This window comes from Mesorhizobium sp. M0058 (assembly GCF_040323095.1).
In the GTDB taxonomy this organism is placed as follows: Bacteria; Pseudomonadota; Alphaproteobacteria; order Rhizobiales; family Rhizobiaceae; genus Mesorhizobium.
Map to the genome: position 1 here is coordinate 133,448 of NZ_JAMYUQ010000013.1, position 22,155 is coordinate 155,602.

Here is a 22,155-nt window from a genome sequence, read left to right on the forward strand (position 1 = left end):
TGCGGCATCCCGCATGCGCCCACCAGATCAGAAGAGAGGCATCATGGCCAATACCTCCTCGGCCAAAAAGGCAACGCGCAAGATCGCCCGCCGCGCAGCGATCAACAAGAACCGCCGCTCGCGCGTGCGTACATATGTCCGCCAGGTCGAAGAGGCACTGGCTGCCGGCGACAAGGCAGCCGCGCTGGAAGCCTTCAAGACCGCAGAGCCGGAATTGATGCGCGCCGCGACCAAGGGCGTGATCCATAAGAATACGGCATCGCGCAAGGTGTCGCGTCTGGCTCACCGCCTCAAGGTGCTGTCGGCCTGATTGACCGTTCCTGAACTGTCGTTCTTTCAAACCCGGCCAATCGCGCCGGGTTTTTTCGTTTGCCGGCAAGCACTTAAAAAGAACGGCCGCAAAGCATGCCCGAGCCGCATTCCAGAGTCCGGAATGCTTTGCCGGCACATACACTCCCACTGATATTCCAATCCGCCAAACGGCCCACGCCAATAAATTTGGCTGTCACAAATTGCTGATATTTTTCAGTGGCTTGCTGGAAGTGATCCACAGCTTGTTCACATCGCCTGTGGGCGACAGGCAGCAAGTTGGTGTCAAGCGAATTATTTCAGAAAATTTCAAACCGCACAGCCATTTTCATATTCGCGGCAAAAGGGTTTGAATCCCAATGGCTTTGTCAAAATATGCGCTTCCAGCACGGAGCCCGAACCGTTGTTCACTAACCAGATTCCTTAAAAATCCGTTAGAGGTGGCCTTGCCCTATCCACAGCGATTTCGGTAATGTCGATCTATCGAAAGGGACGGGCCATTAGCCCTTAACCCAGCCTGAATCGGCCAGCTTAACAGTGGCAGAATTCATGACGTGGATCAATTCCGCGAACGGGTATGGCTTGCCTTTTCGATACGATAGGGGACTGGCGTAATTGTACATGGCAGCTTGATGGCGCACCGGCGTTTTCGCCGGGCAGCACCGCTTTGCCCGAACATGTCAGACGGACTGGCTTTAAGCAGCCGGGACCGATCCCTTTTTGACGAGGCAACGTCATCCGCCGGCGGCGGCGGTGGTGTTGTAGCGAAGATACGGTCGCCGGAAACATGGGTGCAGGAGGCGCACTCCCGGCGGGAAAAAGGTACAAAGGAAAAAGGGACGCACAATCATGCAGAGCGGCATCGAGCGGGAGCTTACGGGCGACCTGCCATTTCCCGGAACATTGGTCGGAGCGCACGATATGGCGGCTTCCAGCGACGCGGAACAGAAGTTCGACCGGGTCAAGGCCCAGTTGAAGGCGCGCCTGGGAACCGAGGTCTATTCGAGCTGGTTCGGCCGTATGAAGGTGGCTGAGGCTTCCCGGGGCATTGTACGCATCTCGGTGCCCACGGCCTTCCTGCGCTCGTGGATCAATGGCCATTATCTCGATCTCATCGCCGATCTGTGGAAGCACGAGGATCCCGAAATCCTCAAGATCGAGATGGTCGTGCGCACCGCGACCCGTCCTGCCCGCAATGGCGTCGAACCCGAGGCCGTGCCGGCGCGCAAGATGACCAAGCATACGCAGACCGCATTGGCGGCCGGCACGGTCGGCCCCGGCAGGGTGGAGCGGGCGCCCGCCCCTCGTCCCGGCACGCCGATCGAGAGCGAATTCCGGCACAATGTGCTGGGGTCGCCGCTCGACCCGCGCTACACGTTCGGCTCCTTCATCGAAGGCCCGTCGAACCGGGTGGCTTTCGCCGCAGCCAAAGCCGTGGCGGAATCGCAGTCGAGCGCGGTGCGCTTCAACCCGCTGTTCCTTCATGCGACCGTCGGGCTCGGCAAGACGCACCTTTTGCAGGCGATTGCGGCCGAATCCCTGAAACAGAACCCGAAATCGCGCGTCGTCTATCTGACGGCCGAATATTTCATGTGGCGCTTCGCCACCGCGATCCGCGACAACAATGCGCTGACGCTGAAGGAACAGCTGCGCGACATCGACCTCTTGATCATCGACGACATGCAGTTCCTGCAGGGCAAGTCGATCCAGCACGAATTCTGCCATCTCATCAACATGCTGCTCGACAGCGCCAAGCAAGTGGTGGTTGCCGCTGACAGGCCGCCGTCGGAACTGGAATCGCTGGAACCGCGGGTGCGCTCGCGCCTCAATGGCGGTGTCGCGCTGGAAATGTCGGCGCCGGACTTCGCCATGCGCATAGGGATGCTCAAACTTCGGCTTGCCACCGCCAAGGTCGACGATGCATCGCTCAATATTTCGGAGGAGATCCTCAACCATGTCGCCCGCACGGTGACCGGCAGCGGTCGTGAGCTGGAGGGCGCGTTCAACCAACTGCTGTTTCGTCAGTCGTTCGAGCCGGCGATCACCATCGACCGCATCGACGAGATCCTGGGGCACATCTATCGCTCTGGCGAGCCGAAGCGGGTGCGCATCGAGGACATCCAGCGCATCGTGGCGCGCCACTACAATGTGTCGAAGACCGAGTTGCTGTCCAACCGGCGCACGCGCACCATCGTGAAGCCCAGGCAGGTCGCCATGTACCTGTCGAAGGTATTGACGCCGCGCTCGCTGCCGGAGATCGGCCGGCGGTTCGGCGGGCGCGACCACACCACGGTGCTGCATGCGGTGCGCAAGATCGAGGACCTTTCCGGCGTCGACAACACGCTGGCGCAGGAACTGGAACTGTTGCGCAGGCTGATCAACGACCAAGCCTGATCGGCGCGGCAAACGGTCGTCGCGCTTTAAATTTTCTTGTTTTGATGCATGTCGTTGTCCCAAAACCGCTGCGCAGTTTTCGGCGACATGCATCGGTTGCCGGCCAACGTCCGCTTTATCCCCAGAAAGCCCGCTTAACCGGCGCGAACCGGTGGCCCGGACTTGCGTTTGCTGGCTTTTTCCTGTCAGTTTGCATAGATTCTGAGCCTGTTCAGACCTTTCGCGGGGCGCCGCCCACTGGTGACCCGTCCATTCATTCAAGCGAGCCTGTTTCGTCATGCGTGTTATCCTGGAACGGTCCAATCTCCTGAAGTCGCTCAACCACGTTCATCGCGTGGTCGAGCGGCGCAATACCATACCGATCCTGTCGAACGTGCTGCTCAGCGCCGAGGGCGCCAGCCTTGAAATGAAAGCCACCGACCTCGACCTCGAAGTGACCGAAGCGACGCCGGCAAAGGTCGAGCGCGGCGGGGCGACGACGGTTCCGGCGCACCTGCTCTACGACATCGTGCGCAAGCTGGCCGACGGCGCCGAAGTGATGCTGAAGACCGACGAGGACGGCAACGCCATGACGGTAACGTCGGGCCGCTCGAGCTTTCGCCTGCAATGCCTGCCGCAGTCCGATTTCCCGGAGCTTTCGGCGGGATCCTTCTCACACATCTTCCGGCTCGATTCCGTCGCCCTGAGAGGCCTTATCGAAAAGACCCAGTTCGCCATCTCCACCGAAGAGACGCGCTACTATCTCAACGGCATCTACCTGCACACGCATGAAACTGGCGGCAAGCTGAAGCTGCGTTCGGTGGCGACCGACGGCCACCGCCTGGCGCGCGCCGAGATCGACGCTCCGGCCGGGTCCGAAGGCATGCCGGGCATCATCATTCCGCGCAAGACGGTCAGCGAGTTGCAGAAGCTGGTCGACGATCCCGATGTCGCGGTGACCACCGAATTGTCCGACACCAAGATCCGCTTCACCATCGGCAGCGTGGTTCTGACCTCGAAGCTGATCGACGGCACTTTCCCGGACTACCAGCGCGTCATTCCGACCGGCAACGACAAGAAGCTGATCATCGACCGCCAGAGCTTCGCCGCCGCCGTCGATCGCGTCTCGACCATTTCCTCCGAGCGCGGCCGCGCGGTGAAGCTTTCGATCACCGAAGGCCAGGTGACGCTTGCCGTCAACAATCCGGATTCGGGCAGCGCAACCGAGGAACTGGCCGCTGATTACTCCTCAGACCCGATCGAGATCGGCTTCAACGCCAAATATCTGCTCGACGTCGCTGCTCAACTGACCGGCACGGAAGCCAAGTTCATGCTGGCCGATGCCGGTTCGCCGACGCTGATCCACGACATGGCCGATGAGACCGCGCTCTACGTGCTGATGCCGATGCGGGTGTAGCAGCCGCACTGCGGCACACCGCAGCATAATTGATTGCGGCGACTTCTACAGGCGGATAGCGGTTGCCGGAACAAAGTCACATAAGGAAGCTAACACTTACGAATTTCCGCAACTATGCGGCGCTGTCGATCGGCTTTTCCCCCGGCCCTGTGGTGTTTTCCGGCGACAATGGCGCCGGCAAGACCAATCTTCTGGAAGCCATCTCCCTGCTGACGCCGGGCCGCGGCCTGCGCCGTGCGCCCTATGTCGACGTGGCCCGCGAAGGCGGCGATGGCGGCTTTGCGCTCCACGCAAGGCTCGACGGGCCGGAGGGACAGGTCGAGATCGGCACCGGCATCACCGGGGGTGAAGCGGCCGGCGAGGGCGGTCGCAAGGTGCGCATCAATGGCGCGCCGGCACGGTCGGCAGACGCCATGCTGGAATGGCTGCGCGTCGTCTGGCTGACGCCGGCCATGGACGGCCTGTTCCCCGGACCTGCCGCCGACCGGCGGCGCTTTCTCGACCGGCTGGTTTTGGCTGTCGATCCCGGCCACGGCCAGCGTGCGCTCGATTACGAGAAGGCGATGCGCGGACGTAACCGCTTGCTTACGGAAGGCTCGCGCGATGGCGCCTGGTTCGACGCCATCGAGATGCAGATGGCCGAAACCGGCGTGGCGATCGCGGCTGCGCGCGCCGAACTGGTACGCCTGCTTACCGCCATGATCGACAGGCTGCCTTCCAGCGGGCCGTTTCCGCAGGCCGACATCAGCCTCTCCGGCGACCTTGAAAGCGACGTCGCCACAGCACCCGCCGTGGACGTCGAGGAACGCTATCGCGCCGCCCTTGCCGACGGCCGCGAGCGCGACCGCGCCGCCGGACGCACGTTCGATGGCCCGCACCGTTCGGATCTGCTGGTGCGCCACCGCCCCAAGGCGATGCCGGCCGAACTCTGCTCGACCGGAGAGCAGAAGGCGCTGCTGGTCGGCATCGTGTTGTCGCACGCAAGGCTGACCGGCGAGATGTCGGGGATGACGCCGATCCTGTTGCTCGACGAGATTGCCGCGCATCTCGATGCCGGCCGGCGCGCCGCGCTGTTCTCGATCCTGGAAGAGCTGAGCTGCCAGGCCTTCATGACCGGAACCGACGCCGCGCTGTTTTCCAGCCTGAGGGGACGCGCGCAGTTCCTCACCGTCGACCACGGCACGGTTGGGCCAACCGAAGAGACCTGACAAGCTTTTTGCTCCGCTATATGGTCCGGCAATGACCCCTGCCGCCCTCACCGACGAAGAGCTCGAACGCTATGCCCGCCACATCGTGCTGCCCGAGATCGGCGGCGCCGGCCAGCAGAGGCTGAAGCGGGCGCGGGTACTGGTGATCGGCGCCGGCGGCCTCGGCGCGCCGGTGCTGGAATATCTCGCTGCCGCCGGCGTCGGCACGCTTGGAATCGTCGACGACGATATTGTCTCGCTGTCCAATCTGCAGCGGCAAGTGATCCACGCCACCCATACGGTCGGCACGGCGAAGACCGAGAGCGCCAAAGCAGCGATCGCCCGGATCAATCCCCATGTCGCGGTGGAATTGCACGATTTCAGGCTGACGGCCGACAATGCTGCCGTTCTCGTCGCGCGCTACGACGTGGTCGTCGACGGCTCCGACAATTTCGAGACGCGCTATGTGGTGGCGGATGCCTGCGCGGCGGAAAAGCGGCCGCTCGTGCATGCCGCCGTCGGCCGCTTCGACGGCTCGGTGACGGTGTTGATGCCGTTCGGGACCGGCGCCGACGGCAGACCGAACCCTGGATATCGCGACCTCTTTCCTGAAGCGCCGCCGGAAGGACTGGTGCCGTCCTGCGCGGTGGCCGGGGTCGTCGGTGCGCTGACCGGCGTCATCGGCACCTTGCAGGCAATGGAAGCCATCAAGCTGATCACCGGTATCGGCGAACCACTGGTCGGCCGGCTGCTGCTCTACGATGCGCTGTCGGCGCGCTTCGACACGATCCGCTACAAGAGAAGCTGACCGCATGGATCAGCCTGCCAGTGTTTTGGTCACGCAGTTCGCCCCCGGCTTCGACCGCTGGGACGAACTGCTCAGCCTGATCATGCGCGCCTTTGCACCGATGGACGGCGTCATCGACCCGCCCTCCTCTGCGCATCTGCTGTGCGTCGAAAGCCTGAGGGACAAGGCTGGGCGGGAAACGGTGTTCGTGGCTCTGCAGGGCGGCCAGATCGCAGGCTGCGTTTTTGCGCTGGAGAGACCCGATGATTTCTATATCGGCAAGTTCGCCGTCGAACTCGGGCTTCAGGGCCAAGGCATCGGCAGACGATTGATGCAGGCTGTCGAGGACCTTGCCCGCAACCGCAACAAACCCGCCATCGAACTGCAGACGCGGGTCGAGCTCACGGCAAATCACGCAACCTTTGCGCGTCTCGGCTTCCGCGAAACCGCGCGCACGGCGCATGACGGTTATGACCGGCCGACCTCGATCACCATGCGCAAGGAGTTCGCGTGAGCCTCGCCCTCAGCGCACAGGAGCAGACAATCGCCTCCGGCCATGACGGGGCGGCGATGGCGATGCGCATCGTTGCCGAAAGCGCTGCGCTGCTCGGCGCGCCGCGACTGATCCCGATCGCCTCGACGCATATAGACGGCGCGCTCTATCACGGCGATTCCGGCACGCTGTTTGCCGAAAGGCTGGTCGATGGCGGCGCCAGGGTCGCGGTGCGCTCGACGCTCAATGTCGGCGCGCTCGACCTGATGGGCTGCTCGCGCGTGCGCCTCGAAGAGCCGGCGCGCGGCATGGCGCGACGAATGATGGAGGCCTACCGCAAACTGGGCTGCGAGCAGAGCTGGACCTGCGCGCCCTATCAGGCCGGCCACAGGCCAGCGCTTGGCAGCGATGTCGCCTGGGGTGAATCCAACGCGGTGGTGTTCTGCAATTCGGTGCTGGGGGCACGCACCAACCGCTATGGCGACTTCCTCGACATCGCCTGCGCCATATCGGGCCGCGCGCCGGATTACGGCCTGCATCGCCCCGAGAACCGGCAGGCACGGCTGGTGTTCGATGTGTCCGGCCTCTCCGCCTCGTTCCTTGGTTCGGAGATCGCCTGGCCGGTGCTGGGCAACCTCTACGGCCGTGAGGTCGGCAACGCGGTCGGCGTCGTCACCGGCATATCCAGCCATCCCGGCGAGGATGCGCTGAAGGCCTTCGGCGCGGCGGCGGCATCGTCGGGCGCCGTCGGCCTGTTCCATATCGCTGGGGTAACGCCAGAAGCGCCCGACGCCGAGACCATCCTGGTGGGCGGCAGGCCGGAAACGATGATCCGCGTAACGCCGGAGATGGCCATGAAGGCCCGCGCCGGCCTGTCCACCGCAGCCACGCAGACCGCCATCGATGCCGTGGCGATCGGCAGTCCGCATCTGTCTTTGGCCGAATTCGATGCACTTGAGCGGCTGATTGGCGGGCGGCGGCTCAGCGTGCCGATTTACGCCTGCACCGGCCGCCACGTGCTCACCAGGCTGGAGCAGAACGGCAAGCGCAAGATGCTCGAAGCCAGCGGCGTCATCATCGTCGCCGACACCTGCGTGGTGGTGACGCCGATCCTGCCGAATCTGGCCGGCGGCGTGCTGATGACCAATTCGGGAAAATTCGCGCACTACGCGCCGGGCAATACCGGTTACGCCGTGCTTTACGGCTCGCTGGCCGACTGCGTGGAAAGCGCGGTTGCCGGTAAGCCCAGGTTTACGGATATCGCCGCATGAGCGCCGTCGCTGAAATCCTGGTGCCGGGCAGCGGAGGCGAAGGGCTGGCCTTGGTGCTGACGGCGCCGATCAGCTTCTGGGGCGGCGTCGATCCGAAGAGCGGCCGCATCGCCGATGTCCGTCACCCGCAGCATGGCGAGACCATTTCCGGGCGTGTGCTGTTCCTGCCCGGCACGATCGGCTCGTCCTCAGCGTCAGCCGTGCTGATGGAACTCGTCCACAATGGCCATGCGCCGACGGCACTCGTGCTGCACGAGCCGGACGCGATCCTGCTGCTTGGCTTGATTGTGGCCAGGGAAATGGGCTGGCCGACGCCGGTAGCGCTCAGGCTCAGGCGCGACGCTTTTGAGGCCTATCGCGGCAAGCGTGTGAGTGTCGCGGCGGATGGCGCCCTCACAACCGCATCCTGAACGCGGCCCGCTTCAAGTCCGTAGCGGCAGCACGCGGTCCGGCGGCCGGTGGCCGTCGAAGAAGGCGCGGATGTTGATGATCACCTTCTCGCCCATGTCGATGCGGCCCTCGATCGTCGCAGAACCCATATGCGGCAAAAGCACGACTTTGTTCTTGGCGGCAAGCTTCAGCAGTTTCGAGTTCAGCGCCGGTTCGTGCTCGTAGACGTCGAGGCCGGCGCCGGCGATCTTGCCGTCCTGGATCAGCTTGACCAGCGCTTCCTCGTCGATGATGTCGCCGCGCGCGGTGTTGACCACATAGGCGGTGGGCTGAAGCAGAGCTAGGCGCCGCGCCGAAAGCAGATGAAAGGTCGCCGGCGTCGACGGGCAGTTGATCGAGATGATGTCCATGCGGGCAAGCATCTGGTCGAGGCTTTCCCAATAGGTCGCCTCCAGCCCTTCCTCGACCGCCGGCAGCACGCGATGGCGGTTATGGTAGTGGATCGACAGGCCGAAAGCCTTGGCGCGCCTCGCAACCGCAGTGCCGATGCGGCCCATGCCGACGATACCGAGGCGCTTGCCCCAGATGCGCCGGCCGAGCATCCAGGTCGGCGACCAACCGGCCCATTTCTTGTCGCTGGTGAGCACATTGGCGCCTTCGGCCAGCCGCCGCGGCCCGGCCAGCATCAGCGCCATGGTCATGTCGGCCGTATCTTCGGTCAGCACGTTCGGCGTGTTGGTGACGGTAATGCCTTTCTTGGCCGCCGCCGCCACATCGATCTTGTCGACGCCATTGCCGAAATTGGCGATCAGCTTGAGATTGTCGCCGGCCTGGGCAATCAGCGCCGCATCGATCTGGTCGGTGATGGTCGGCACCAGCACATCGGCTTCCTTGATCGCCGCGACCAGCTCCGGCTGCGTCATCGGGCGGTCCTCGACATTCAGCCTGGCGTCGAAGAGTTCGCGCATGCGGGTCTCGACCGGATCGGGCAGCTTGCGCGTGATGACGACGAGAGGCCGTTTTTTGCCTGCCATTGTTTCCTCGAACCCGATCTCGTTGAGACCTCTTTAACCAAGACAGGCGAAACTGAATACCGGTCGCGGTGCCTGCCACTCCTGTAACAAGCGGTGCCGCCGAAGACAAAGAAAAAGGGGCGCCCGGACCAAAGGGCACGCGCCGAAAGGAATGAAAGTGTCTGGTTTCGCGTCGCTTCGCCTGATCCTCAGCGCAGCGCTTCTCGGCGCTCTCCTGCATTCCCCGCAAGCCGCGGCGCAAGGTGCCGCCGCACCTGTGCAGACGGTCACGCTCGGGCCGAGCGGCCTGCCGCTGCCGCGTTTCGTCAGCCTGAAATCGGCTCGCGTCAACTCGCGCGTTGGCCCCGGCGCCAACTATTCCGTCGACTGGATGTACACAAAGGCCGGCCTGCCGATGGAAATCATCCAGGAATTCGATACCTGGCGGCGGGTGCGCGATGCCGATGGCTCGGAGGGTTGGATCAACCAGTCGCTGCTGTCCGGCCGCCGGACCGCGATCGTCGCCCCTTGGCAACGCACCAAAGGTGGCCGAATCAATCTGCTCGACGATGCCGATAAGGACGCCAGCGTCATCGCCATCATCGAGCCGGGCGTTACGGGCACGATCAAAACCTGCGATGGCCAGTGGTGCGAAATGACCTTCGACGGCCACACCGGCTGGATCGCCCAGTCGCAGGTGTGGGGCGCCTATCCCGGCGAGCACGTCAAGAATTGAGATTGCTGGAGGCCTAACGGCCGATACGGCCGAGATGGGTGTCCTGAAAACCGGTCGACAGTTTGAGACCGTAGCCGAGCGCGCGGTCGACGGCGATGTGGATGATCCAGATCAGACCAATCGCGGTCGCCGTCGAATTGGCCAGAACATATCCGGCGAGGGCCAGCAACAGCGGGACGATCAGGATGTGCAACGCGTTGTAAGCGACAGCGCCGATCCGTGCCCCGGCGAGATAGCCCAGCATCGACAGGTCGGGCGCCAGAATAAGCAGGGCGAACAGCCACCAGGAAACGCCTGACGCGGCATAGGCGACTATAGCCACGACCGCGACCGCAACCCATTCGAGCCGGATTGCAAAATCGACAGGTTTCACGGGTTGGGGCTTAAACGCTGCGCTTCGGGCGCAGCCTCACCACGATGTCGACATTGGCGATCTCCATGCCTGCGGGTGGCTCCGGCAGGTTGGAGACGGTCACCGGACCGCTTTCTATATCGAAGATCCTGTTTTCGCCTTCGATGTAAAAATGATGGTGATCGGAGGTGTTGGTGTCGAAATAGGTCTTGGACCCCTCGACCGCCAGGATGCGCAGCAGGCCGGCCTGGGTGAACTGGTGAAGCGCGTTGTAGACGGTGGCGAGCGAGACCGGCACGCCGGCGGCGACCGCCTCTTCATGCAGTTCCTCGGCCGAAAGGTGGCGGTCGCCCTTGGCAAACAGCAGATCGGCCAGCGCAATGCGTTGGCGTGTCGGCCTAAGGCCGGCTTCGCGAACCCGCTTGTCCACAGCGACATTTTCCTTCCGGCCGCCCAGATCCATCTATCCGTCCAAGCCCACAGTTCTGCCTCAAGACACGCCCAGAGTGGCGAAAAAACGTCATCAACCGAAACTGGATACCTCCCGACATATATTCTGTTGGCGGAATACGATCAATAGAGCGACGTGCGTCCAGTTGGACGCACTAAGTGCGCTCTATTGCTTTTTTGGCGTCACATCGTGCTTTCCGGAATCGAAATCGATTTCGGGCCGATGCGAGAGCGCGCATTGACCCGGGCAGACGGGCGGGTTAAGCGCAAACGCCGGTTTCCGGCCCGAAAGGGATTGTGTTAGGAAACCAACGACAAGGGCGCCCCACCGCCCGGGACATTATGGGGACGAGACATATGGCGGGTTCGAAATCCAACTACGGTTATGAGGAATTGCTTGCCTGCGCCCGCGGCGAACTGTTCGGGCCCGGCAACGCCCAGCTACCCTACCCGCCCATGCTGATGTTCGACCGCATCACCGAGATCAGCGAGACCGGCGGCGCCCACGACAAGGGCTTCATCCGCGCCGAATTCGACATCAAGCCGGACCTGTGGTTCTTCGCCTGCCATTTCATCGGCAATCCGATCATGCCTGGGTGCCTGGGCCTCGATGCCATGTGGCAATTGACGGGGTTCTACCTCGGCTGGCTCGGCGAGCCGGGCAAGGGCATGGCGCTGTCGACCGGCGAAGTGAAGTTCAAGGGCATGGTGACGCCTTCGGTCAAGAAGGTGGAATACGGCATCGATTTCAAGCGCGTCATGCGTGGACGCCTGGTGCTCGGTATCGCCGATGGCTGGCTTAAGGCCGACGGCGAACCCATATACGCTGCGACAGACCTCAAGGTGGGGCTGTCCAAGCAATCGGCCGCCTGACCGGCGCCACTGCAGCAGGGCGTTCCCGGACGCGCAACGACGCTGCGGCATTTTGATTTTGCGTATGATCGCCGGCGAAAACCGACTAGGGTTTCGGGATCATCCGCTGGAAGGAGTTGCGAATGAGAAGGGTCGTCGTCACAGGCCTCGGCATCGTATCGTCGATCGGCAACAACGCCAACGAGGTGCAATCCTCGCTCCACGATGCCAAATCAGGCATCAGCTTCTCCGATTCCTTCGCCGAACACGGCTTCCGCTGCCAGGTCTGGGGCGCGCCGACGCTCGACCCGACCCCTATGATCGACCGGCGTGCCATGCGCTTCCTGAGCCAGGGCGCGGCCTGGAACCATGTCGCGATGGACCAGGCGATCGCCGACGCCGGGCTTGGCGAAAGCGACATCACCAATGAGCGCACCGGCATCGTCATGGGCTCGGGCGGCCCCTCGACCCGCACCATCGTCGAGGCGGCCGAGACCACGCTCAAGAACAACAGCCCCAAGCGCATCGGTCCGTTCGCGGTGCCGAAGGCGATGTCGTCGACCGCGTCGGCGACGCTCGCCACCTGGTTCAAGATCCACGGCGTCAACTATTCGATCTCGTCGGCCTGCTCGACCTCGGCGCATTGCATCGGCAACGCCTACGAACTGATCCAGTGGGGCAAGCAGGATGTGATGTTTGCCGGCGGCCATGAAGACCTCGACTGGACGATGTCGGACCTGTTCGATGCCATGGGCGCGATGTCGTCGAAGTATAACGATCGTGCGCCGACAGCTTCCCGCGCGTATGACGCCAATCGCGATGGCTTCGTCATCGCGGGCGGCGCGGGCGTCCTCATCCTGGAGGAGCTCGAACACGCCAAGGCGCGCGGCGCCAAGATCTACGCTGAGATCGTCGGCTATGGCGCGACGTCGGACGGTTACGACATGGTGGCGCCGTCGGGCGAAGGCGCGGTGCGCTGCATGCGCCAGGCTCTGGCGACGGTGTCCACGCCGGTCGACTACATCAACACCCACGGCACCTCGACGCCGGTTGGCGATTCCCGGGAAATGGGCGCCATCCGAGAGGTGTTCGGCGACACGATGCCGTTCATCACCTCGACAAAGTCGCTGACCGGCCATTCGCTGGGTGCCGCCGGCGTCCAGGAATCGATCTACTCGATCCTGATGATGCAAGGCGGCTTCATCGGCGAGAGCGCCCACATCGAAAACCTCGATCCCGAATTCGAGGGCATGCCGATCGTGCGCAAGCGCATCGACGACGCCAGGATCGACACGGTTTTGTCCAATTCGTTCGGCTTCGGTGGCACCAACGCAACGTTGATTTTCCAGCGCTATTCCGCATAAGGCCAGCGTTTTATTGTAGGGGGATTGCCGGCCATGGACGGACTGATGAAGGGCAAGCGCGGGCTTGTCATGGGCGTCGCCAACGATCATTCGATCGCCTGGGGCATCGCCAGGAAATTGTCCGAACACGGGGCGGAGCTTGCCTTCACCTATCAGGGCGACGCCTTCGGGCGCCGCGTCAAGCCGCTTGCCGAGAAACTTGGGGCGTCACTGGTGGTGCCGTGCGACGTCGAGGACAGCGCATCGGTCGCCGCTACCTTCGAGACGCTCGGCAAGGAATGGGGCGGGCTCGACTTCGTCGTCCACGCCATCGGCTTTTCCGACAAGAACGAGCTCAAAGGGCTCTACGCCGACACCAGCCGCGACAATTTCGTCCGCACCATGGTCATCTCCTGCTACTCCTTCACCGAGGTCGCCCGCCATGCCGCCCCGCTGATGAGCGAAGGCGGCGCGATGATCACGCTGACCTATGCCGGCTCTGTCCGCGTCATGCCGAACTACAACGTCATGGGCGTCGCCAAGGCCGGGCTGGAAGCCAGCGTGCGCTATCTCGCCAACGATTATGGCCCGCGCGGCATCCGGGTGAACGGCATATCGGCGGGACCGGTGCGTACTTTGGCCGGCGCCGGAATCTCGGACGCCCGCCACATGTACTCCTACCAGCAGCGCAACTCGCCGCTGCGCCGCACGGTGACCATCGACGAGGTCGGCGGCTCGGCGCTCTATCTTTTGTCCGACCTCTCGTCAGGCGTCACCGGCGAAATCCACTATGTGGATTCCGGCTATCACATCGTGTCGATGCCAACCCTGGATGAGTTGAAGCAGACCGACAGCGTACGCGATTAATTCACCAGAAAAATTAGATGCATCGGCGGAAACTCATTTTAAGGAGATATCCGCTAGAAGTCCTATGGGCTTGGGCTCTGCGCGTTCTTGCTGGGCGCAAAGGATGCTTTAGCCTTTATGAATTTGCGCGTGATATTTCCCGAAAGTCGAGTTGATTTCGGGATCATGCGACAGGGACTGAGCAATGCCTGCTGTCAGCAACCCGAAGCGAACACCTGTGTTCCGGCTGCTCACCGTCGCCAGTTCGGGCCTTGGCAGTTTCATCCTTGGGCTTTGGGGCCTCCGGCATGGTTTCGGGGACGGCTTTGCCGGCATGCAGGCGGAAACCATGATCGGCATCGCGTCGGCGCTATGCGCGCTGGCCGCCGCCGGTGCTGCCTTGTCCTTCTTCGCCGGCGTCGATGAATCGGTGGACTACGTTTTCAACGAAACCCATTTCGACAAGCTGACCGGGCTTTTGGCGCGGCCGGCGATGGTCGGCAGGATTGCCGACGCGGCGTCCGCGACGATCAGGACCGGTGAGCCGGTGTTCCTCATCGACATCGACATCGACCGCTTCAAGCAGATCAACGACGCCATCGGCTACAGCCATGGCGACGAACTGATCCGCGGCTTCACCAAGCGGTTGAAGGCCTGCATGCCCGAAGGCGCGGTGATGGGGCGCATCGGCGCCGGCGAGTTCGCTATCCTTGTCTGGGAACACCAACTCCAAAGCTCGATGGAAAGCACCGTCGAAACCATGATCGAGGAGATGCTGAAGCCGTACCAGCTCGATTCTCACCTGCAGTCGGTCGGCCTGTCGGTCGGCATCGTGGCGATGCCAAAGGATGGCGTCGATCCGGTCCTCATCCTGCGCCGCTCCAACCTGGCGCTGCAGAATGCCCGCGCCGGCGGCGTGGGCAACTGGTCGGTCTTCCATTCCGACATGGGCCAGGTCGCCGACTACCGCCACTGGATCGAATCCGAACTGCACATCGCCTTCGACCGTGGCGATTTCGACCTTCATTACCAGCCGCAGCTCGACCTGCCGACCGGCCGTGTCGTCGGCTACGAGGCGCTGATCCGCTGGAAGCACCCGGAACGCGGCATGATCCCGCCGATGGAATTCATTCCGATCGCCGAAGAGACCGGCATGATCCACCCGATCGGCAATTGGGTGCTGAACAAGGCCTGCAGCGATGCCCGTCATTTGCCCGAGGACTGCTTCGTTGCCGTCAACATCTCGCCGGTCCAGTTCATGACCAAGGATTTCGTCGGCATCGTGCGCGACACGATGGCCAGCACCGGCATCAAGCCGTCGCGCCTGGAGCTCGAACTGACCGAGACGGCGATGATGCAGGACCGTGACCGCGCCGCCATCATCCTGCAGCAGCTTGCCGACATGGGCATCTCGGTGGCGGTCGACGATTTCGGCACCGGCTATTCCAATCTGAGCTACCTGATCGACTTCGCCTTCGGCAAGCTGAAGATCGACCGCTCGTTCGTCAGCCGCATCGACACCGATTCCAATTCGGGCGCCGTCGTCTCTACCATCGTTGGCCTGTCGCGGGCGCTCGGCGTCGGCATCATCGCCGAAGGCGTCGAGACCGAGAACCAGGCGACGCTCTTGCGGGCGGCCGGCTGCGAGATGGTGCAAGGCTATCTGTTCGGCAGGCCGGCGCCGCTCAAGATCAAGCCTGGCGACATCAGACCGACCATTCCCGTCCACGAGCCGGCGCGCATCGTCAGCATGCATTGAGGTGACCGGCACCGTCCTATCGGCGCGCGGAGAAAACCTTGAACATGCCGTCGCGGGCGAGCTCGGCATGGCTGGAGAAGACGGCCTTCAGAACCGGTTCGTAAGGCAGCTGACGGTTCGCCACCATGAACAGCCGCCCGCCCGGCTTCAGCGCCTTGCCCGCCGCCTGGATCATGCCGGCGCCGATTTCCGGCTCGGCCGCCCGGCTGCGATGGAAGGGCGGGTTCATGACGATGGCATCATAGCGCCGCTCGACCGGCTCGCTCAGCAGATCGGTCCAGAAGAAGCCGGGCTCGAAGCCTGTCTGGCCGATATTGCCCCTGGCCGCCTCAAGCGCGTCGAAATCCGCTTCGTAAAGGTCGAGCCCCGTTATGCCGGATGAACGTGCCGCGACCTCGGCGGCGACATAACCCCAGCCGGCGCAGAAATCAGCAATGTTGCCGCGCAGGTCTTTGGGCAGGTTGTCGACCAGAAGTTTCGAGCCGACGTCGATCCGGTCGAAGGAGAACATGCCAGGCGCGGTACGGAAGCGGTCCTCTACGACCAAGGCGGGATTGGCGACGCGCAGTTTTTCCGCAGGCGCCAGATCGGCCGGACGGCGAAGCCAGAAGGCGATGCCGTGATATTTCGGCAGATGCCCTTCGATGGGGACAAGCTCGTCGATGCGCTTGCGCAGGCTGGCGATGCCTTCGTCCTTGCCGCCGGCGACAATGATCAGACCGCCCGGCGTGACGCGTTCGATCGCCTCGGCAATACGCATCTCGTTTAGCCCACGATGGCGGCCGGCAAGCACGAGCGCTGCATCGAATGCATCGCCTTCCGCGCGCGGCGTTACCTTGTGACCGGCACGCTCCAGCGCTCGGAGATGCGGCCGGAAACCCTGTGCAAGATGGAGCTCTGCCTCGAAGCCTTCCGGCAAGCGGAAGCCGGGCTCCGCACCCAGGAACAACACACGCTCGCCCTTTTGCGGCAGAGGGAGCCCCTCGGCCTCGAAGGGATGGAACAGTGTCTTCAGCGGCTCAGCGGCCATTCTTCGATTCTCATGTCGTAGACGGGTATTAAACGAAAACGGGCGCGACATAAGCCGCGCCCGTTCAACTCTATTGTCAGACCACTCAGGCGGCGTTTTCTTCGCCTTCGGCCTTCTTGTCGCGGGCGATTTCCTTGCCGGTGGCCTGGTCGACGACCTTCATCGACAGGCGGACCTTGCCGCGCTCGTCGAAGCCCATCAGCTTGACCCAGACCTTGTCGCCTTCCTTGACGACGTCCGAGGTCTTGGCGACCCGGTCGTTGGCAAGCTGCGAGATGTGGACGAGGCCGTCACGCGGACCGAAGAAGTTGACGAAAGCGCCGAAGTCGGCGGTCTTGACGACCGTGCCTTCGTAGATCTCGCCGACTTCCGGCTCGGCGACGATGGTATGGATCCACTTCTTGGCCGCCTCGATCTCCTTGGCGTTCGACGAAGCGATCTTGACCGTGCCGTCGTCCTCGATGTTGATCTTGGCGCCGGTCTTCTCGACGATCTCGCGGATAACCTTGCCGCCGGAGCCGATCACGTCGCGGATCTTGTCGGTCGGGATGTGCATGACCTCGATGCGCGGTGCGAACTCACCGAGTTCGGGGCGGGCGCCGGTCAGAGCATGCGCCATCTCGCTGAGGATATGCTGGCGGCCGTCCTTGGCCTGGTCCAGCGCGATCTTCATGATCTCCTCGGTGATGCCCTCGATCTTGATGTCCATCTGCAGCGAGGTGATGCCGCCTTCGGTACCGGCGACCTTGAAGTCCATGTCGCCGAGGTGATCTTCGTCACCCAGGATGTCGGACAGAACCGCGAAGCGCTCGCCTTCCTTGATCAGGCCCATCGCGATACCAGCAACCGGCTTGGCCAGCGGAACGCCGGCATCCATCAGCGCCAGCGATGTGCCGCAGACGGTGGCCATCGACGACGAACCGTTGGACTCGGTGATCTCCGAGACGACGCGCAGCGTGTAGGGGAACTGGTCAGCGCTCGGCAGCATCGGACGGATGGCGCGCCAGGCGAGCTTGCCGTGGCCGATTTCGCGGCGGCCCGGCGAACCCATGCGGCCGGTCTCACCGACGGAGTAGGGAGGGAAGTTGTAGTGAAGGAGGAACTTCTCCTTGTACATGCCGGTCAGCGAATCGACATACTGCTCGTCCTCGCCGGTGCCCAATGTGGCAACCACAAGCGCCTGGGTCTCGCCGCGGGTGAACAGCGCCGAACCGTGCGTGCGCGGCAAGACGCCGACTTCCGAGACGATCTTGCGGACCGTCTTGAGGTCACGGCCATCGATGCGCGAACCGGTGTCGAGGATGTTCCAGCGCACGACCTTGGCCTGGAGTTCCTTGAACACCGAACCGATCTGCTCGGAGGTGTACTTGGCGTCTTCGCCTTCGGCCGAAGCGAACGCTGCCTTGACCTTCGCCTTGACGGCGTCGACGGCGGCGTAACGCTTCTGCTTGTCGACGTTCTTGTAGGCATTGCTGAGCTCGTCGCCGACGATCTTCAGCATTTCGGCTTCAAGCGCGGAGTAGTCCGGCGCCGTGAAATCGCGCGGCTCCTTGGCGGCAACTTCGGCCAGCTTGATGATGGCGTCGATGACCGGCTGGAAGCCCCTGTGGCCGAACATGACGGCGCCGAGCATCAGCTCTTCGCCGAGTTCCTTGGCTTCGGACTCGACCATCAGCACGGCGTCGGCGGTGCCGGCGACAATGAGGTCCAGCCTGGATTCCTGCATCTCATCGACATGCGGGTTCAGCACGTATTCGCCGTTGATGTAGCCGACGCGGGCGCCGCCGATCGGGCCCATGAAGGGAACGCCCGAGAGCGTCAAAGCGGCCGAGGTGGCGACGATCGACAGGATGTCGGGATCGTTCTCGAGGTCATGCTGGACGACGGTGACGACGATCTGGGTGTCGTTCTTGTAGCCGTCGGCGAAGAGAGGGCGGATCGGGCGGTCGATCAGGCGGGAAACCAGCGTTTCCTTTTCGCTCGGACGTCCCTCGCGCTTGAAGTAGCCGCCGGGGATCTTGCCGGCGGCGTAGGTCTTTTCCTGGTAGTTGACGGTCAGCGGGAAGAAATCGAGGCCTGGCTTCGGCTCCTTCATCGAAACGACGGTGGCGAGAACCTTGGTTTCGCCGTAGGTCGCAAGCACCGCGCCGTCAGCCTGACGTGCGATCTTGCCGGTTTCCAGGATGAGCGGACGGCCGCCCCATTCGATTTCCACTTTGTGGTAGTTGAACATATCTTGTCCTTAATAAGCGGAAAGGGCCGCGCCGTTTCACGGTGCGCGGATGCCCTTTCCCTGGCTTCCTTTCTCGGGCAGCCACGGGCAAGACAACGGGAAGCTCGGGTAGATTTCGGCGCTGGTTAGCGCACGAGCGTCCTGCAATCCTGCCCCATGACCGTCCATGGGCGGTTTCGAGTGGCCTCTGCGCGCTCGAAACCGGGTCTGGCCAATCGATGCGACTGGCAGAATGCGCGACCGGCGGGCTCTCCTTCGAAAGCCCGCCGGTCAATTCGTCAACGGCGCAGACCGAGCTTCTCGATCAACGTCTGATAGCGCGCGTCATCCTTGCGCTTGAGATAATCAAGCAGGCTGCGGCGCTGGGAGACGAGAGCGAGCAGACCACGGCGGGAATGGTTATCCTTCTTGTGGTCCTTGAAGTGGTCGGTCAGGTTCTTGATGCGCTCGGAAAGGATGGCCACCTGGACTTCCGGAGACCCGGTATCGCCCTTGGCGGTTGCGAATTCACCCATCAATTCCTGTTTGCGCTCGGCAGTAATCGACATCGTGTTTTTCCTTATCTGTTTGAGGAAACGGGTCGCCCTCAGCCGGGATGTCGTCCAGCAGGGGCCGGTGCAAGCAAAGCGACATGGCGCGATGCTGCGGCGCATATAAGGCAATTCCCTGGAAAACACCAGCCCATTCATAAAGCCGGCTCGTCGCAGCCCTTTGCTCAGGAATCCAGGATCCCCCTGATACCTGAAGCTTACAGCCACTTCTTGCTTTTGAAGAAGACGATCAGCCCGACAGCAACGGCCAGCATGAACAGCAGCGAAGCCGGGTAGCCATAGTAGGCTTTCAGTTCCGGCATGTTCCACGGCGAGCTCTCGGGATCGAAATTCATCCCCCAGATACCGACCAGGAAGGTTAGCGGCATGAAAATCACCGAGACGATGGTGAGATAAGAGATCACATCGTTGGTGCGCGCCTGGCTCAGCGACAAATGCATTTCGATCAAGCCGGTCAGCATATCACGCTGGTTCTCGACCAGCTCGATCAGCCGCAATGCGTGGTCGAGCGTGTCGTTGAAGAAGATTTTCGTCTCCGGCTTCACATAGGGCACGTCGTTGCGGATCAGCGTCGCCAGCGTGTCGCGCATCGGCCACAGCACGCCCTTGAGCACATTGGCGTCGCGCCGCAATTCGTGCAGCTGGCGCATCTGATGCTTGTGAGGCGTGTTGAGCATCTCGTCCTCGATGCCATCGACCTCCTCGCTAGCGGCCTCAATCGGCGGGAAATAGCTGTCGACGATGGAATCGATGAGCGCATAGGCCAGATAGTCGGCGCCGCGCATCCGCAAGCGGTTGGGCAACGCTGCGGCGATGCGCTTGCGCACGGGGTCGAACGGATCGCCTTCGCGCTCCTGGAAGGTGACGACGAATTTCTTGCCGAAGAACACCGCGATCTGCTCATAGCGATGCACCTTGACGTCGTCGATCATGCGCATGACGACGAAAGCGTGGTCCTCGAAGAAGTCGACCTTCGGCCGCTGGCCGGTGTTGACGACATCTTCCAGAGCCAGTGGATGCAGGTTGAAGATCCGGCCGATCTCCTCGATCAGCTGGATGTTGGCGAGACCGGTGCAGTCCAACCAGACGACCGGCCAGTTGTCGCAATGGGTGTTGAGATCGTCGATGCTGGCATCGTTGATGGTCTTGAATTTTTCAGGCGAAATCAGCGTCAGCCGCAGCTCGGACCGTCGCGCCGCCGGATCGGCGATCAGCGTGCCGGGCGAGGCTCCAACCGGCGGCCGGCGCGTTGTCACCGGCGCCCGCTTCTTCACCGCCTCAGCCTTTGCCATGTGCCCCTCGGATGTGACGTCGACGTAAAACTAGACGGGAGTGGTCAGCCGGCAAAGACCCGCTTCGGCTTGAACATGCCTTGCTCGATGGCGCCGATGGCGACAAGCTTGCCGCGCGCGGTGGCGCAGGCTTCCTCGGCTTCCACGGGCGCGTCGCGGCCGCGGATGATGACGGGATTGCCAAGGCGGATCTTGGTCGCCGCTTCGTCGCTGATGGCAATCTGCGGCAGGCAGTCGAGCGCGGCGGCCGTGTCGACGAGCAGCGCATCGATTGCGCCAAAGTCGATCGGCGCGTCGGCAACATCGGCGTCGCCCTCTTCGTCAGCTTCGCGCTGTTCGCCGAAACGGGCGGCTTCCAGTTCGGCGACGGTGACGAAATCCTCCTGGGTGAACGGCTCGACCTCGACCCTGCGCAATTCGGCGATGTGGCCGAAGCAGCCGAGGTCGCGGCCCATGTCGCGGGCCAGCGAGCGCACATAGGTGCCTTTGCCGCATTCGACCTCGAACGAAGTGTGGTCGGCAGCGTGCTCGACGATGTCCAGACGGCCGATCTCGATCTCGCGCGCGGGGATGTCGACTGTCTCGCCCCCACGGGCGAGATCGTAGGCGCGTTCGCCTGATATCTTGATGGCCGAGAATTGCGGCGGTGTCTGCATGATGACGCCGGTGTAGTTCGGCAGCAGCGCCCTGACATCTTCTTCCGCCGGACGGCGGTCGGAACTTTGCGTCACCGGGCCTTCGAGATCGTCGGTCGAACGCTCCTCGCCCCAAGCGACGGTGAACCGGTAGATTTTGGCGCCGTCCTGCACATAAGGCACGGTCTTGGTTGCCTCGCCCAGCGCGATCGGCAGCATGCCAGAGGCCAGCGGGTCGAGCGTGCCGGCATGGCCGGCCTTTTCGGCCTGGAAAAGCCATTTGATCTTGGAGACGGCTTCGGTCGAACCCATGCCAACCGGCTTGTCCAGCACCACCCAGCCGGAGATCGGCCGGCCCTTCTTCTTGCCGCGGCGCCCCACTATTTCTCGTCCTTGTCGTTGTCTTCGCCATCGGTACCCAAGTCTCGCGCGACTTCCGGCGATTTCAGCAAATCGTTGATCCTGGCGAAATTGTCGAAGGACGTATCGAGCTTGAAGCGGAACTCCGGCATGAACTTCATCTGGCGGAGCGCGCCGGAGACGCGGCCACGCACGAACTTCGCGTGCTTGTTGAGCGCGTCGATGACCGCACCCGTGTCCTTGGCGCCGAGCGGCGAAACGAAGGCCGTTGCGACCCTCAGATCAGTGGACATGCGCACTTCCGAGACCGAAACCACGGTGTTCTCGATCAGCGGGTCGATAATCTCGCCGCGCTGCAAGGTTTCCGACAGCGCATGGCGCACCTGTTCGGCGACGCGAAGCATGCGCTGGGATGGGCTGGAGGCGGTTGGACGGGGCATTTTTCTCAATCCGGAAAGCGTGAGGCGCGGGATGGG

22 protein-coding genes are annotated in these 22,155 nt (G+C 62.9%); 13 read left to right on the plus strand and 9 right to left on the minus strand.

The genetic code is table 11. From position 1 onward, the window contains the following. Positions 1 to 43: 43 nt before the first annotated feature. The 8 genes from rpsT (at position 44) to NKJ75_RS22955 (ending at position 8,247) form a co-directional block, all read left to right on the plus strand. Entirely contained in the window at positions 44 to 310 is a 267-nt protein-coding gene (gene rpsT, locus NKJ75_RS22920) for a 30S ribosomal protein S20 (RefSeq protein WP_023681995.1), read from the plus strand. 848 nt (positions 311 to 1,158) lie between these two features. Continuing rightward, the gene (dnaA, locus tag NKJ75_RS22925) at positions 1,159 to 2,703 is read left to right on the plus strand and encodes a chromosomal replication initiator protein DnaA (protein ID WP_031195619.1); all 1,545 of its coding nucleotides are present in this window, start codon (positions 1,159 to 1,161) and stop codon (positions 2,701 to 2,703) included. A 277-nt stretch (positions 2,704 to 2,980) separates the two neighbouring features. Next, positions 2,981 to 4,099, plus strand: coding sequence for a DNA polymerase III subunit beta (gene dnaN, locus NKJ75_RS22930; RefSeq protein ID WP_023669575.1), 1,119 nt, complete (start codon positions 2,981 to 2,983; stop codon positions 4,097 to 4,099). Between the two features lie 62 nt (positions 4,100 to 4,161). Next, entirely contained in the window at positions 4,162 to 5,307 is a 1,146-nt protein-coding gene (recF, locus tag NKJ75_RS22935) for a DNA replication/repair protein RecF (protein ID WP_023726852.1), read from the plus strand. 31 nt (positions 5,308 to 5,338) lie between these two features. Further along, positions 5,339 to 6,094: a molybdopterin-synthase adenylyltransferase MoeB gene (locus tag NKJ75_RS22940; RefSeq protein WP_023681998.1), complete on the plus strand. Its 756-nt coding sequence runs from the start codon at positions 5,339 to 5,341 to the stop codon at positions 6,092 to 6,094. 4 nt (positions 6,095 to 6,098) lie between these two features. Then, positions 6,099 to 6,587: a GNAT family N-acetyltransferase gene (locus tag NKJ75_RS22945; RefSeq protein WP_023755156.1), complete on the plus strand. Its 489-nt coding sequence runs from the start codon at positions 6,099 to 6,101 to the stop codon at positions 6,585 to 6,587. Next, positions 6,584 to 7,837 carry an aconitase X gene (locus NKJ75_RS22950; RefSeq protein ID WP_023682000.1) on the plus strand — a complete coding sequence of 418 codons (1,254 nt, stop codon included), beginning with the start codon at positions 6,584 to 6,586 and terminating at the stop codon, positions 7,835 to 7,837. Before NKJ75_RS22945 ends, NKJ75_RS22950 begins: the two co-directional genes overlap by 4 nt. Further along, complete coding sequence (locus NKJ75_RS22955) at positions 7,834 to 8,247, plus strand: aconitase X swivel domain-containing protein (RefSeq protein WP_023834323.1); 414 nt, start codon at positions 7,834 to 7,836, stop codon at positions 8,245 to 8,247. Before NKJ75_RS22950 ends, NKJ75_RS22955 begins: the two co-directional genes overlap by 4 nt. A gap of 12 nt (positions 8,248 to 8,259) precedes the next feature. On the opposite strand, the gene NKJ75_RS22960 is transcribed toward NKJ75_RS22955, so the two are convergent. Then, positions 8,260 to 9,261, minus strand: coding sequence for a 2-hydroxyacid dehydrogenase (locus tag NKJ75_RS22960; RefSeq protein WP_023703476.1), 1,002 nt, complete (start codon positions 9,259 to 9,261; stop codon positions 8,260 to 8,262). Positions 9,262 to 9,418: 157 nt separating this feature from the next. Here NKJ75_RS22960 and NKJ75_RS22965 point away from each other — a divergent pair, with 157 nt between their 5' ends. Further along, complete coding sequence (locus tag NKJ75_RS22965) at positions 9,419 to 9,976, plus strand: SH3 domain-containing protein (protein ID WP_023669569.1); 558 nt, start codon at positions 9,419 to 9,421, stop codon at positions 9,974 to 9,976. Between the two features lie 13 nt (positions 9,977 to 9,989). On the opposite strand, the gene NKJ75_RS22970 is transcribed toward NKJ75_RS22965, so the two are convergent. Further along, the gene (locus NKJ75_RS22970; RefSeq protein WP_023669568.1) at positions 9,990 to 10,349 is read right to left on the minus strand and encodes a DUF4260 domain-containing protein; all 360 of its coding nucleotides are present in this window, start codon (positions 10,347 to 10,349) and stop codon (positions 9,990 to 9,992) included. A gap of 10 nt (positions 10,350 to 10,359) precedes the next feature. Further along, entirely contained in the window at positions 10,360 to 10,791 is a 432-nt protein-coding gene (irrA, locus tag NKJ75_RS22975) for an iron response transcriptional regulator IrrA (RefSeq protein WP_031193300.1), read from the minus strand. A 344-nt stretch (positions 10,792 to 11,135) separates the two neighbouring features. Between irrA and fabA the strand changes: the two genes are divergently transcribed. The 4 genes from fabA (at position 11,136) to NKJ75_RS22995 (ending at position 15,578) form a co-directional block, all read left to right on the plus strand. Next, entirely contained in the window at positions 11,136 to 11,651 is a 516-nt protein-coding gene (gene fabA, locus NKJ75_RS22980; protein WP_023745272.1) for a 3-hydroxyacyl-[acyl-carrier-protein] dehydratase FabA, read from the plus strand. 122 nt (positions 11,652 to 11,773) lie between these two features. Continuing rightward, positions 11,774 to 12,994, plus strand: coding sequence for a beta-ketoacyl-ACP synthase I (gene fabB, locus NKJ75_RS22985; RefSeq protein WP_023696728.1), 1,221 nt, complete (start codon positions 11,774 to 11,776; stop codon positions 12,992 to 12,994). 33 nt (positions 12,995 to 13,027) lie between these two features. Continuing rightward, positions 13,028 to 13,840 (plus strand): enoyl-ACP reductase FabI, encoded by an 813-nt coding sequence (gene fabI / locus NKJ75_RS22990; RefSeq protein WP_023669564.1) that lies wholly within the window; start codon positions 13,028 to 13,030, stop codon positions 13,838 to 13,840. A 184-nt stretch (positions 13,841 to 14,024) separates the two neighbouring features. Then, a complete protein-coding gene (locus tag NKJ75_RS22995; RefSeq protein ID WP_023834324.1) occupies positions 14,025 to 15,578 on the plus strand; it encodes a putative bifunctional diguanylate cyclase/phosphodiesterase in 1,554 nt (517 codons plus the stop codon). A 16-nt stretch (positions 15,579 to 15,594) separates the two neighbouring features. Here the strand turns inward: NKJ75_RS22995 and NKJ75_RS23000 are convergent, their stop codons facing one another. The 6 genes from NKJ75_RS23000 to rbfA all read right to left on the minus strand — a co-directional run bounded on the left by NKJ75_RS23000 (position 15,595) and on the right by rbfA (position 22,119). Further along, positions 15,595 to 16,608, minus strand: coding sequence for a class I SAM-dependent methyltransferase (locus tag NKJ75_RS23000; protein ID WP_352500246.1), 1,014 nt, complete (start codon positions 16,606 to 16,608; stop codon positions 15,595 to 15,597). Between the two features lie 85 nt (positions 16,609 to 16,693). Beyond that, positions 16,694 to 18,841, minus strand: coding sequence for a polyribonucleotide nucleotidyltransferase (gene pnp, locus NKJ75_RS23005; RefSeq protein WP_023745269.1), 2,148 nt, complete (start codon positions 18,839 to 18,841; stop codon positions 16,694 to 16,696). A 278-nt stretch (positions 18,842 to 19,119) separates the two neighbouring features. After that, entirely contained in the window at positions 19,120 to 19,494 is a 375-nt protein-coding gene (gene rpsO, locus NKJ75_RS23010) for a 30S ribosomal protein S15 (RefSeq protein ID WP_280790898.1), read from the minus strand. Between the two features lie 95 nt (positions 19,495 to 19,589). Next, positions 19,590 to 20,684 (minus strand): magnesium/cobalt transporter CorA, encoded by a 1,095-nt coding sequence (gene corA / locus NKJ75_RS23015; protein ID WP_023688739.1) that lies wholly within the window; start codon positions 20,682 to 20,684, stop codon positions 19,590 to 19,592. Between the two features lie 44 nt (positions 20,685 to 20,728). After that, positions 20,729 to 21,700, minus strand: coding sequence for a tRNA pseudouridine(55) synthase TruB (gene truB / locus NKJ75_RS23020; RefSeq protein ID WP_023703480.1), 972 nt, complete (start codon positions 21,698 to 21,700; stop codon positions 20,729 to 20,731). Next, positions 21,700 to 22,119: a 30S ribosome-binding factor RbfA gene (gene rbfA / locus NKJ75_RS23025; protein ID WP_023692585.1), complete on the minus strand. Its 420-nt coding sequence runs from the start codon at positions 22,117 to 22,119 to the stop codon at positions 21,700 to 21,702. Before rbfA ends, truB begins: the two co-directional genes overlap by 1 nt. Positions 22,120 to 22,155: the final 36 nt, after the last annotated feature.